Here is an 11582-nt window from a genome sequence, read left to right on the forward strand (position 1 = left end):
CCACCCCGACCCCGGCGCGAGCGGGCCGCCCTACCGCGTTCGGGTCGCCTGCACGTAGTACAGCCAGGGTTGCAGGTCGCCGCGGCCGTTCGCCTCGAAGCCGGCCTCCGCGATGTGGACGTCCAACAGATCGACACGGTTGTGTGCCATGGCGTGGCCTGCGCCGCCGTGCACCATGTGACGGCCCATCCGGCTTTTCGGCGGCCGGAACTCGACGACCAGGAGCCTGCCGCCCGGCCGAAGAACGCGGTACATCTCGCGCAACGCCGCGGGACGGACGTCTTCGGGCAGGTGGTGGAGCATCAGGCTGGTGACGACGGTGTCGAACGAGGCGTCAGGCAGCGCGAGAGCTTCGGCGATCCCCTCCTGGTAGGTGGTCGGGGCATGACCCCGGGGCTGCTTCTTGCGGCGTGCGTAGTCCAGGACGGGCGGCGACGCGTCCACGCCGGTCACCGCGCCTTCCGGGCCGACCTGGCCGGCCATGCGCCGGGTCAGGTAGCCGGTGCCGCAGCCCACGTCCAGGACACGGTCACCCGCCCGGGCCCCGCTGAGTTCGGCGAGTCGGGTGAAGAGGCGATGTCGCCGGCCTGCGAAGCAGACGTCGACGAAGAATTCGTAGGCGCGGGGCGTTGCGATGGTCACGCCGGGCGTGTCCGTGCGGGGCTTGCCCTGCATGAGGCTTCCGAGGTTCATGACCCTCCTCGATAACTTAGTCACGACTAAGTACGAGCTCCAACTTAGTCACGACTAAGAAAAACCGCAAGGGGTCGTACGATGGCGTCGTGACCGAGCCCCGTTCCCGCACGCGCACGCGTCTGCCCGCCGCCGAGCGCCGCGCGTCGATCCTCGCCGCGGCCACCGAGGTCTTCTCCGAGACCGGCTACCAGCGGGGCAAGGTCTCCGACATCGCCAAGCGGGTCGGAGTCACCGAGCCGGTGGTCTTCCAGAACTTCGGCTCCAAGTCCGCGCTGTACCGGGCGACGCTCGACCACGCGACCGGCGCCGTCGCCGCGCTCCTGCACGGGGCGACCGACGACGGCTGGCCCGTGTCCGAGGTGCTGACGGCGTTCCTCGACCCCGCACACATGGACCGGTACCACCAGCCCGGCGCCCACGGGTTCCTCTTCGCGGACGCCACCGCACTGGCGCACGACCCCGAGCTGGGCGACGCGCTGCGCCAGGTGCACCAGCACGTCGCCGAGATGCTGGCCGGGCTCCTGAGCCGTGGACAGTCCGCCGGCGACATCCGGGACGACATCGACCCGCAGACCGCGGCCTGGTGGCTCGTCTCCCTGCTGGCGGGCCGCTCCTTCCGCGCCGCGGTCGTCCCGGACCGTGAGGCCATGGAGGCCGAGCTGACGGAGCTGGCTCTACGGTCGCTGCTGCCGGAAGGGGTCTCGCCCGGCAGCGGTGCGCCTCCTTCCGCTTGAGGGATCCGCCGGTCACCCTGCCGCCTGCTGCACCCGGGGCGGCGCGGTCGACTCGGGGCCGCTGTGCCGCGGTGCACGACGATGCCTGGGGCATCCTGGTCCGCACCGCGTGCGCCGGTCCTGCTCGCCGCCCACTCGATCAACAGCTCACCTCAATGTCAGTGCGGACAGGCAGACTTGGCGCATGAACTCGGCAACCGCTCACGACTACGCCTGGATACACACATCCTCCGCCTTCGGCTACGCGCTGGACGTCGGCTATACCCTGACCCTCGTGCGCGGCGTCGCTCCCGGTGCCGCGCTGGCGGTGATGGATGCCGAGCCCCACGGCACATGCACAGGGACCGAGGAGCTGATCGAGCTCCAGCAGACCCTGTTCGAGGAGACGGACTACTCGGGCGAGGCCTGTGTAGCCGGTGCCTTCAGCGTGCCGGGCGAAGGCGGCGACTGGACGCTGATCCTGCAGTTCGACGGCGGCGCGGGGAGTTGGTCGCGTTCCCTCGTACCGCTGTCGACCGGCGGGCGAGCCGTGGTGCACTCCACCAACGGAGGCAAGCCCATCGACCTGTTCCACTGGTACGAGGACGGGGAGCTTCGCACCACCTTCGAATGGGCCTCCTCCAGAGAGGGAAGCACCCCCGACGACCTCAACTCCGTGCTGCGCGAGCTCGGCTTCGACCTCGACGAGGACGAGACCGGCACCGGCACACCCATCGACACCAAGGCCGGGGTCTTCGCCCTGGCCGAGCGGATGACCGGCGTCCGCGTGACGGAGGACCAGCTCCGCACCGCCGAATACCAGGTGGGACACGTTCCGGAGGAGCCGGCCGAGGAGTGGACCGCCATCGTCATCGACATCACCGACGCCAACGGAGGCCGCCTCTACAAGGAAGTCAGTCGTACGGACGTCGAGACGGCGATGGCACGGTCGCGCATCGAGGCCGAGGCACCGATGGTCGTCCGCGGGCCGTCGCAGTCCCCTCCCCAGCCCGCGACGCAAGGCCCTTTGCCGGATCAGTGAAACTCGTGGACCACGTGGATCGGGCCGACGATGTTGCGGTTGAACGGCTCCAGTTCCCCGGCCGGTACCCACAGCGCGGGATGAGACCGGCCGGGAGCACACGACACTAAGTGCGGACTCCTGATGGGGCGAAGGGCTTTCGGTCCCCCGTCCGCAGTGGGCATGTCCGCCCGCGCCACGTGGCGCGTACTCAGGTCAGTGCCGGTCTCCTCCGCAGGGTGGACGTCAACGAGCTGGGGATCTCCACCCGGGATTCCACCCTCGGGTCCAAGCGTCGAAGGCCCCGTCCCAGCAGGCTTGGGGGCATGACGACATCCGATTGGATCACCGACATCGCCCTGATTCTCGTCGTGTTCCGGCAGCTGCGGGAGGGCCGGCTCGATCTCAAGTCCTTCCTCATCCCGCTGGGCATCGTGGCGTTCGTGGCGCATACGTACCTCGACTCGATCCCCACCGCGGGCAACGACCTGATGCTGATCGGCACGCTGATGGGCATCGGCGCCGCACTCGGTGTCGCCGGTGGTGTCTACACCCGCATACGCTCCGCGGGCGGACACCTGTTGATCAAGGCCGGTGCGGTCTCGGCGATCCTGTGGGTGGTCGGGATGGGGGCCCGGATGGGCTTCCAACTGTGGGTCGAGCACGGCGGCGGCAGCGACGATGTCGCCCGATTCAGCGTCGCCCACCACATCACCAGCGACCAGGCCTGGGTCGCGGCGTTCGTCCTGATGGCGCTCACCGAAGTGGTCACCAGGCTGGCCACGATCTTCGTACGGAGCCGGATGACGCCCCGCGCCCAGCCGGCCCCGTTGACAGGCCGCGAGGCGCCGGCCGTCGACACCCTGGTCTGACCGGACGCCTCCCTCCGAACCGTCCACCACCTGTGGCGCGAGCGGGTGGTTCGCTACCTTGGGAGCGTCGGTCGATGAGAAGAGGAAGAGCGTTGACCCAGCTCCCCGACGTCTCGCGAGCACCCACGATGACGGACGTCGCCCGCGTCGCCGGCGTGTCCCACCAGACGGTTTCCCGCGTGCTCAGCGACCACCCGAACGTCAGCGCCAAGACGCGTGCGGCGGTGACCCAGGTCATCGAACAGCTGGGGTACCGACGGAACTCCGCCGCGCGGGCTCTCGCCACCCGTCGGACCCACACCTTGGGCGTCATGGCGGTGAACACCACGCTCTACGGCCCGGCCAGCACGCTCGCCGGAGTCCAGGAGGCGGCGCGGGACCGCGGCTACCTCACCTCCGCGGTCACCCTACGGGCCGCGACGCAGGGAGCCCTCGCCGAGGCCATGCACCACCTCGCGGAGTGGGGAGTCGAGGGGATCGTCGCCGTCACGCCACAACGGGCCGCGGTGCGGGCGCTGGCGTCGCTGGAGGCGCCCTGTCCCGTGGTCACCGTGGAGGGTGGCCACACCCTGGATCTGCCGGGAGTTTCGCTGGACCAGCATCTGGGCGCCCGCATGCTCACGGAGCATCTTCTCGCGTCGGGCCATGCGACGGTGTGGCATGTCGCGGGACCGCGTGACTGGCTGGAGAGCGATGCCCGTACCGAGGGGTGGGAGAGCGCGCTGCGCGATGCCGGCGCCCAGGTGCCGCCACCGCTGCGTGGCGACTGGAGTCCGTTGTCGGGTTATCTGGCAGGGCGGCACCTCGCGGACCGGGTCCCCGCGTCGCCGGGGCACGAAGCGGGCCCGACCGCAGTGTTCGTGGCGAACGACCAGATGGCTCTCGGCGTGCTGCGGGCGTTCCGGGAAGCGGGCCTTCGTACGCCGGAGGACGTGGCCGTCGCGGGCTTCGACGACATACCCGAGGCGGAGTTCTTTCCTCCTCCGCTCACCACGATCCGCCAGGATTTCGCGTCGCTCGGCCGCAGCAGCATCGGGCTGCTTCTGGACCACATCGAGGGCAGGACGAGCGAGTCGACGCATCTGACGGTGGCGCCGGAGCTCGTCGTGCGCGCGAGTACGGCCCGGCGGAGATCCACTCCTGAAGAGTGACCGCCTCCGGGCCGGGTGGGACGAAGGCCCTGACTCCGCCTTCCACTCGTGCGGGCAGCAGGCGCGAGAGTGCGCACAGTCGACGCCGCCGGACGGCGACTGTGCGCACCCCCGCACATCAGTGACCGACGCCTACGGCCACGGTGTCGGGGCCGGCGGTGCGACGACCGGAGGCCGGTCGTCGCAGGTGATGGTGTTCGGGAGTTCCCAGGACGCCATCCAGGCGCCTGTCGTGCCACCACCGTCGTTGCCGCCGAGGTCCTGCACGGCGAACTCGGAGCCGGTGGGCGGGAAGTTGAACGATCCGCAGTTGTTGATGCCGACCGCACCCACGTTGCGGGCGTCCACGTTCTCGAAGGACGCCGAGCCGGCGGAGCGTGCGCTGAGCACCGACGTGCCGGTGCCGTCCACGCGGATGTCCTTGAAGTGGACACCCCGGATGGCGTACTTGTCCTTCACCGGGAAGTCGGAGACGAGCATCACGGCGTTGTAGGTGTTGTCGAGGAAGTGGTCGCCGGTGACCTGGATGTCGGCGTCGATGTCCCGCTCCAGGGCGTAGAACCAGATGGCGCCGAGACCGATCTTCCAGTTGAGTTCGAACGGGCCGGAGCGGACGGTGGTGTTGTCCGTGATCCACAGGTGTCCGCCGAAGGGTTCCGCGCCGAAGCGGGAGCCGACCTGGATGGCGCTGCCCTCTCTGATGGGGTCGGCGATGAGGTTGCCGGTGACCTTGTTGTCGGTACCGCCGTAGATGGCGATGCCATTGGCGAGTACGGGGGTCTGCACGGTGTTGTGGGAGAAGACGTTGCGCGCGTTGCCGGTCTTCTCCGACCACATGGCCAGGCCGTCGTCACCGGAGTTGCGGACGAAGGTGTCCGAGACGGTGGAATCGGTGACGCCGGTGTGGAAGTTGAGGCCGTCGGCGATCTGGTCGGCGATCACGTTGCGGCTGATGCGCAGACGCGTCATCGGGCCGTCGAACCACATGCCGACCTTGGTGTGGTGGAGATACAGGCCGTCGATCGTCGAGTCGCTGAGCGCACCGCCGATGGCGTTGACCTGATCGGTGTCGATGCGTTCACGGACGTCGCCCTCGACGGCGAAGCCGGACAGGTGGACGTCGTGACTGCCGCCGTCCGCCACGTCCTTGCCGTAGAAGCCGACGCCGGTGTGGACCGAGCCGTCGGGGGCCGGGGTGTCCAGGGTGACCTGGTGTCCCTTGACGACGGTGTACCAGTTGCCCGCGCCGACGATCGTCACGTCGTCCACAAGGATGTGCCGGTTCACCTGGTACGTGCCCGGCGGCAGGTACACCTTGAGGTGCCGCTTCTTGGCATACGCGATGGCCCGGTCGAACGCGTCGCCCGCGTCACGCCGGCCGGTGGGGTCGGCGCCGAACGCGAGGACGTTCGCCGCGCGCAGCTCGATGTGCGGGGCCGCGACGAGCTGTGTGTCGAGCAGGTCGATCACGGTCCAGGCCGCCGCGCTGCCCTTGGGCGCGGTGAGACGGACGGTGTCGCCCGCCTCGTAGCGCTTGCCGAGCAGGAGCCGCTGCTCGTCGTAGAAGTGGCTGGGCCTGAACGGCTTGTCGACGACGGGAGCGGGGGTGGTGGCCGCGGGCACGCATCCGCACTCCGTGATCCACCAGTCCGGGTGCAGCAGGTCGGCCTGGGGATCGTTGCTGAACGGGTACTGGTTGTAGAGCCAGGAGTACTGCGAGGTGAGCGTCATCGTGGAGCGGTGCCTGCCGTCGACGGAGACGTCGAGCGGTGCGGTGATGCCGCCGCCTCGGGGCGCGTCGGGGATGCTGTAGCGCACGGTGAGGGCGTTGGCGGCGCGCGGCAGGGTGAACTCGACGTGCTCGCCCGGCTTCAGGCGCACCGCGGTACGGCCGGAGGCCTCGGAGGGCAGGGTGTAGGCGGTGCGGTCGGGGCCGATGACCGTGCCGTTCGTCGACGCGTTCTCCGCCTCCTGCTCGGCGAAGTCCACGGCGGCGCCGCGCCCTGCGACGAGGGCGGGATCGAGGCCGGCCCGGGTCACCACCGGCGTGCCCGCGCCGGTGCCCTGCGCGCCGGCCGCCGGTGCCGGCGATCCGAGGCCGAGGACCAGTCCGGCGGCCGCCGCGGTCACGGCCGCCGCGGTTCTGACCGGTCTTCGCGCGCGACTGCGGACCCGCTCCGCAGCCCCGTCTGTGCTGTACGGCGACATCAGATTCTCGCTTCTTTCGGGACGGACGAACGAGGACGGACGGGGCGGTGAACGAGAGCCGAGCACGGTCGGACAGGGTGGAAGAACGGTGCGTGCGAGGGGAGTTGGGCCGCGCGCCACGCAGGCGGGTGGCCGGGGACGGAGGCCGTGCCGGTGCGGTGACAGTAGGACGTGGCGGGGCAGCCCTACAAGACGCCGGACACGTCTTTCCATCAACTAGTTCGGATCCTGCGTTCTTTCATCGCTTTCTTGCGGACCGCTGCAACGCGCGACGTCACTCCTGCGCTGTCAGCGGTCAACCGCCGGCAAGTGGGCCAGCCCGGTGTCGAGCATCACGCGATCGACCGTCGCGAGGAGGGCGCTGTCGGCACCGATGACCGTCTCCACGACACCGGGCAGGAGGTCACGCGGCCTGTACCAGTCGCGCAACCGCGCCTCGTCGACATCGTCGGCGATCGGCTTCGTGGCGTGCCGGGTGAGCGTCTCGGCGAAGGGCACGTCCAAGTAGTACGCGCGGGTCTTCCCGCGATGATCGGCACACAGCCCGGCGAGCATGTCCCCGTAGTGGTCGGCATAGAGGATGCCCTCGACGACCACGTGGTAGCCGGCGTCGAGGGCATACCGGGCCGTCAGATCGATCAGGCCGATGTTCGCCGCGCCCGGCCGGTCCCGTTCACGCAGCACGAGGCGCCGCAGGTTGTCCTGCCCCACGAGAGCCAGCCCCCGTCCGAAGCGGTCACGGAGACCGGCGGCGACCGACGACTTCCCCGAGGCGCTGTTCCCCCGCAGGAGAACCAGACGGGACTCCGCGTTGCCCACCATCACCACTGGCACTCCACCCATCCCCCACACCGGCACGGCAGTACCCGGTCAGCATGCCCGTGGCGCGACGACCTCAGGCCGGCCACCGAGTGACCGACCGCGGGCCTCGGGGGCCGACTGCCTCGTCGAGCCACAACGGAGTCGGCCCCCATGTCGAGGTCGAGCAGCCAGGCGGGTTCGTAGCGCGATGAGAGCGGATACCGGTCCGGACGCAGGAAAACGCGGGACACACGCGGCCGAACTACGCCATATTCCCTATCCTTCCTTATTCATGCCCCACATGAGGTAAGATAGGGCCCCTTGAGGAATCTTGAGGAGTCATGTCAGCTTCAGCTTTGTACTCGACCGAAGAGGTCGCCGAGATGCTCGGCCTCCACGTCCGCACCGTTCGCGGCTACGTGCGGGACGGCCTCCTGCCCGCCGTGCGGATCGGCAAGCAGTACCGGATCGCCGCGGCGGACGTGGACGCCCTCACCGAGGGCCGCACTCCGGCGCCGCCGACCTCGGCGGTGAGCGGGCCACCGCGCGTCGAGGTGACGGCCGTCGTGCAGGTCGACGGGATCGACAGGGCGGCGATGTCGCGGCTGAGCACGCTCGTGACGAGCGCGGCGGCGACCCGTCCGGGACGGGGGGCGCGCCTGCATCTGGAGACCCTCTACGACGAGCAGCGGAACTCCGCGAAGTTCGTCGCCATCGGCAGCTCCGACGACACGGCCACGCTGGTCGCCCTCATCGGGTCGTTCACGGAATCGGAACTGTGAACGCCCTCTCGACCCAGCAGTCCTCGACCTCGACAGACGGAGACCACCAATGACCAGGAGTCCCGACACGCCGGCCCCCGAAGACGCCCAGGCTCTCCGGTCGCTGCTCCGCGCCGACCTCGTCGCCGCGATGAAGGCGCGCCGGACCGAGGCAGTCACCGCGCTGCGCACCGCCATCGCGGTCATCGACAACGCCGAAGCCGTGGAGGCACCCGCACAGGCCGCTCACGCGGTGAGCGAACACGTCGCCGGCGCCCGGACCGGGGTCGGTTCAACAGAAGCGGAACGCCGCGTCCTGTCCGTCGACGACGTTCGCGCCCTCCTGCGGGCCCAGGTCGACGACCGCATCGGCGAGGCCGATCGGTACGACACGTATGGTCAGCGCGACGCGGCCCTTCGACTCCGCCGCGAGGCCGACGTACTCGGTCAGTACCTGGCCGGCTGAGGCTGCCCCTCACCGCCCGATCCTGAGCTTGCGCGCCTGCTGGGCCGGTCGGCGCAGGTCCTGTGACCGTCCGGTTCACGACTGCCAGACGTTGCCCATCTCCGCGGCGAACGCCGTCGGCGAGCCGTCGAAGCCGCGGACGGTCTCCTGAAGCGACCAGGCGCCGGAGCCGTCCCTGGTGAACTGAGCGATCGTCGTGGCGTTCGATCCCGCGACCCGGGTGAGGTCGTCCGTCATCAGCTCCCTGTAGTCCTCGGCGACCAGCACCCCCGCGTTCGTGATGTCGCCGAACGTCAGAACGCCCTGGTCCTGATGGATGGCCACACCCACCACGACGCGCGCGTACGACGACGCCAGCCGGTCGAGTTCCAGGACCATCACCTCGACGAAGCCGAGCCCCTGGCCGGTCTCGCTGTGGCGGCTCATGTTGATGGTGCCGTCCGGCGAGCGGCTCTCGGTGTGGACGACGTACACCGGTCGCCCGTGCGGCTCCTCGGCGGAATAGGTCGCCGCCATGATGTCGAGGTGCCGGGGCGCCTCCCCCCAGGGACTGGGATCCCAGCGGAGCTTCACCTGGACCTTCGCGAGCCCCCTACTGACACCGCTCACGGACGCCGCCTCCCCTGAACCGAACTCGTATGGAACGCGTATCCACGCCGTCAAGTATCCCTCCGCGCGGGCCTGTTCACGCAGGTCGATCGGGAGTGGGCTTTCGGGGATGCCGTGGCGAGTCCCCGGCCGCCCGTCGTCGGACGGTCGTGCCGCCCTGTCCCGCTGCTCCGGAGCCGGTCGTGCCCGCCGCCGGGTGGGCGGCACCGCTCGACGGAGGGTCCCTTACGCTGGCGGGGCTGCCGACGAGGAGGAGACACCCGGCCGATGTTCAGGCTCCCACTGCCCGTTGCGACCGAGCGGCTCACTCTGCGCCGGTTCACGCCGGACGACCTCGACGACCTGCACGCGTATCAGAGCCTCCCCGACGTCGCCCGCCACCTCTTCCGGCCGCCGCTCACCCGCGACCAGTGTGTGCGGAGTCTGGCGCGGCGCGCGGCCGGTACGGCGTGGGCCGAGGACGGCGACGACCTGGTGGTGGCCGTGTGCGAGACGGGCGGGACGACGGTCGTCGGCGAGATCGTGCTCAAGCTGGCGAGCGCGCGAGCCCGCCAGGCCGAGATCGGCTGGGTCTTCCATCCCGCGTACGGCGGACGCGGTTACGCCACCGAGGCCGCCCGCGCGACCGTCTCACTCGCCTTCGCGGAGTTGAACGTCCACCGGCTGTTCGCCCGCCTCGACGTGCTCAACAGCGGTTCGGTGCGCGTGTGCGAGCGGCTCGGCATGCGCCGCGAAGCACACTTCGTCGAGAACGACCTCGACGGCGATCGCTGGGCCGGCGAGTACGTCTACGCGACACTCGCGCGCGAGTGGACGGCCGAACAGGTCCGGCGCGGCCCCCTCCGGTGAGCCCGATGGAGCACGGACGCGACCGACGGCCTGGAGACTGGCGGTGACAGCAGCCGTCCGGACCCGCCGTCGCGCGGCCCGATCAGGACGCCGGTGACGAGGACTACCGGACCACCTCGTAGTGGAGGTGCGTCACACCGGGTGCCGGGATCGTCTGGAGGAGGCGTAGGTCCACGTGCCTCGGGATCTCGTGGAAGAAGGGGCGGCCGCCTCCGAGGAGGACCGGTACCTGGTGCAGGATCACCTCGTCCACGAGGTCGGCCTCCAGCGCGGACGACAGCACGCCGCCGCCCATGAGAGCGACGTCCTTGCCCCGCGCGGCCTCGCGTGCGGCCGCCACCGCGTCCTCGATACCGGTGGTGACAAGTGTCTGCGCCTCGGTGATCTCGGGCGCCGGACGGTGGCTGAGGACGAAGAGCGGTGCCGTCGGGTGCGGGCCGCCGCCGCCGAAATGACGGGAGTGCTCGTAGGTGGTGCGCCCCGCGACCGTCGCCCCCACGCGACCCGCGATCGCGTCGAAGAACCGGGCGCTGGGTTCACTGAGGCTGAATCCGTCGAACGACTCGCTCGACGTGTCGCCGCCGAAGTACCAGTCGAAGAGCATCGGCGCGTCACCGAGTCCGCTTCCGAACTCCTCCTGACCGTCGGGAATGCGACCACTGATGTAGCCGTCGACCGAGACGGCGTGGGCGCTGAAGACCTTGCTCATGCTGCTCCTGCGCTGTTGCTGGGGATCGTGGAGGGATCACGGTGGGGCCGGGTGGTGGAGGTGGACGTCGTCGACTGCTGCCGACGGGGAGCGCCGGGCCCCGCCAACATAGCGATCGTCCTGGCTGCCCTCCGGCAGGCCGCCAGGTGGTCGGCGCGGCTGGAGTATTCATCCTGGTGGGGCCGAGTGCTTTCCTCGGGACGACAGGCACGCGGGGATCGAGGCGTGGTGCCGACCCGCCCGGTCGCCGGGTGCTGGCAGGATTGCGCCATGGAACATGTGCTTGGAATCGGTGGGTACTTCCTGCGCGCCGCCGACCCGGTGTCCCTGAGTACCTGGTACCGCGACTGCCTGGGGCTGAACACCGAGGAGAACGGCCTGTGGCAGCAGGAGGCCGGCCCGACGGTGTTCGCGCCGTTCGAGTCCGAGACCGACTACTTCGGGTCCCGCGCTCAGCAGACCATGCTCAACTTCCGTGTCCGTGACCTGGATGCGATGCTCGCGCAGCTGCGGGCCAAGGGAGCGGACGTGGCCGGGGAGACGCAGGACATGGAGGGTGTCGGCCGGTTCGGCTGGGTCACCGATCCCGAGGGCAACAAGATCGAGCTGTGGCAGCCCGTCTGAGCGTGCCGTCGACGATGTCCCAGCACACCCCGCAAGCCGGCTGAGATCCGAGCACGCGACAGCGGAACTCCCCTCCGGTGGAGGGGAGTTCCGCTGTCGGGT

13 protein-coding genes are annotated in these 11582 nt (G+C 69.9%); 8 read left to right on the plus strand and 5 right to left on the minus strand.

Going from position 1 to position 11582, the window contains the following annotated elements:
- Positions 1-30 precede the first annotated feature (30 nt).
- Positions 31-693 carry a methyltransferase domain-containing protein gene (locus tag AB0C62_RS15850; protein ID WP_362973415.1) on the minus strand — a complete coding sequence of 221 codons (663 nt, stop codon included), beginning with the start codon at positions 691-693 and terminating at the stop codon, positions 31-33.
- An 89-nt stretch (positions 694-782) separates the two neighbouring features.
- On the opposite strand from AB0C62_RS15850, the gene AB0C62_RS15855 reads away from it, so the two are divergent.
- From AB0C62_RS15855 to AB0C62_RS15870, 4 genes are all read left to right on the plus strand, one after another.
- Positions 783-1430 (plus strand): TetR/AcrR family transcriptional regulator, encoded by a 648-nt coding sequence (locus AB0C62_RS15855; protein WP_362973417.1) that lies wholly within the window; start codon positions 783-785, stop codon positions 1428-1430.
- Positions 1431-1614: 184 nt separating this feature from the next.
- Positions 1615-2451 (plus strand): DUF6461 domain-containing protein, encoded by an 837-nt coding sequence (locus AB0C62_RS15860; RefSeq protein ID WP_362973418.1) that lies wholly within the window; start codon positions 1615-1617, stop codon positions 2449-2451.
- A 305-nt stretch (positions 2452-2756) separates the two neighbouring features.
- Positions 2757-3302, plus strand: coding sequence for a hypothetical protein (locus AB0C62_RS15865; RefSeq protein WP_362973420.1), 546 nt, complete (start codon positions 2757-2759; stop codon positions 3300-3302).
- 92 nt (positions 3303-3394) lie between these two features.
- The gene (locus AB0C62_RS15870; protein WP_362973422.1) at positions 3395-4453 is read left to right on the plus strand and encodes a LacI family DNA-binding transcriptional regulator; all 1059 of its coding nucleotides are present in this window, start codon (positions 3395-3397) and stop codon (positions 4451-4453) included.
- 132 nt (positions 4454-4585) lie between these two features.
- Here the strand turns inward: AB0C62_RS15870 and AB0C62_RS15875 are convergent, their stop codons facing one another.
- A complete protein-coding gene (locus AB0C62_RS15875) occupies positions 4586-6661 on the minus strand; it encodes a glycosyl hydrolase family 28-related protein (RefSeq protein ID WP_362973424.1) in 2076 nt (691 codons plus the stop codon).
- A 288-nt stretch (positions 6662-6949) separates the two neighbouring features.
- Positions 6950-7483 (minus strand): AAA family ATPase, encoded by a 534-nt coding sequence (locus tag AB0C62_RS15880; RefSeq protein ID WP_362973567.1) that lies wholly within the window; start codon positions 7481-7483, stop codon positions 6950-6952.
- 320 nt (positions 7484-7803) lie between these two features.
- Between AB0C62_RS15880 and AB0C62_RS15885 the strand changes: the two genes are divergently transcribed.
- Both AB0C62_RS15885 and AB0C62_RS15890 read left to right on the plus strand, forming a co-directional pair.
- On the plus strand, positions 7804-8244 hold the full coding sequence (locus tag AB0C62_RS15885; protein ID WP_362973426.1) for a helix-turn-helix domain-containing protein: 441 nt from the start codon (positions 7804-7806) through the stop codon (positions 8242-8244).
- Between the two features lie 49 nt (positions 8245-8293).
- Positions 8294-8689 (plus strand): hypothetical protein, encoded by a 396-nt coding sequence (locus AB0C62_RS15890; protein WP_362973428.1) that lies wholly within the window; start codon positions 8294-8296, stop codon positions 8687-8689.
- A 75-nt stretch (positions 8690-8764) separates the two neighbouring features.
- Here the strand turns inward: AB0C62_RS15890 and AB0C62_RS15895 are convergent, their stop codons facing one another.
- Positions 8765-9340, minus strand: a complete 576-nt coding sequence (locus AB0C62_RS15895) for a TerD family protein (RefSeq protein WP_362973569.1) — start codon at positions 9338-9340, stop codon at positions 8765-8767.
- Positions 9341-9565: 225 nt separating this feature from the next.
- Between AB0C62_RS15895 and AB0C62_RS15900 the strand changes: the two genes are divergently transcribed.
- Complete coding sequence (locus AB0C62_RS15900) at positions 9566-10147, plus strand: GNAT family N-acetyltransferase (RefSeq protein WP_362973430.1); 582 nt, start codon at positions 9566-9568, stop codon at positions 10145-10147.
- A gap of 103 nt (positions 10148-10250) precedes the next feature.
- Here AB0C62_RS15900 and AB0C62_RS15905 read toward each other — a convergent pair whose 3' ends face one another.
- The gene (locus AB0C62_RS15905) at positions 10251-10856 is read right to left on the minus strand and encodes a dihydrofolate reductase family protein (protein WP_362973432.1); all 606 of its coding nucleotides are present in this window, start codon (positions 10854-10856) and stop codon (positions 10251-10253) included.
- A gap of 270 nt (positions 10857-11126) precedes the next feature.
- Between AB0C62_RS15905 and AB0C62_RS15910 the strand changes: the two genes are divergently transcribed.
- The gene (locus AB0C62_RS15910; RefSeq protein ID WP_362973434.1) at positions 11127-11480 is read left to right on the plus strand and encodes a VOC family protein; all 354 of its coding nucleotides are present in this window, start codon (positions 11127-11129) and stop codon (positions 11478-11480) included.
- The last annotated feature ends 102 nt before the right edge of the window (positions 11481-11582 follow it).

The organism is Streptomyces sp. NPDC048643 (assembly GCF_040650615.1).
Taxonomy (GTDB): Bacteria; Actinomycetota; Actinomycetes; order Streptomycetales; family Streptomycetaceae; genus Streptomyces.

Excerpts from the sequence above, each read along its gene's own strand:
- AB0C62_RS15885 (WP_362973426.1), top strand. The coding sequence starts at position 7,804 with ATGTCAGCTTCAGCTTTGTACTCGACCGAAGAGGTCGCCGAGATGCTC.
- AB0C62_RS15910 (WP_362973434.1), top strand. The coding sequence starts at position 11,127 with ATGGAACATGTGCTTGGAATCGGTGGGTACTTCCTGCGCGCCGCCGAC.
- AB0C62_RS15905 (WP_362973432.1), bottom strand. The coding sequence starts at position 10,856 with ATGAGCAAGGTCTTCAGCGCCCACGCCGTCTCGGTCGACGGCTACATC.
- AB0C62_RS15860 (WP_362973418.1), top strand. The coding sequence starts at position 1,615 with ATGAACTCGGCAACCGCTCACGACTACGCCTGGATACACACATCCTCC.
- AB0C62_RS15890 (WP_362973428.1), top strand. The coding sequence starts at position 8,294 with ATGACCAGGAGTCCCGACACGCCGGCCCCCGAAGACGCCCAGGCTCTC.
- AB0C62_RS15875 (WP_362973424.1), bottom strand. The coding sequence starts at position 6,661 with ATGTCGCCGTACAGCACAGACGGGGCTGCGGAGCGGGTCCGCAGTCGC.
- AB0C62_RS15865 (WP_362973420.1), top strand. The coding sequence starts at position 2,757 with ATGACGACATCCGATTGGATCACCGACATCGCCCTGATTCTCGTCGTG.
- AB0C62_RS15900 (WP_362973430.1), top strand. The coding sequence starts at position 9,566 with ATGTTCAGGCTCCCACTGCCCGTTGCGACCGAGCGGCTCACTCTGCGC.
- AB0C62_RS15880 (WP_362973567.1), bottom strand. The coding sequence starts at position 7,483 with ATGGTGGGCAACGCGGAGTCCCGTCTGGTTCTCCTGCGGGGGAACAGC.
- AB0C62_RS15850 (WP_362973415.1), bottom strand. The coding sequence starts at position 693 with ATGAACCTCGGAAGCCTCATGCAGGGCAAGCCCCGCACGGACACGCCC.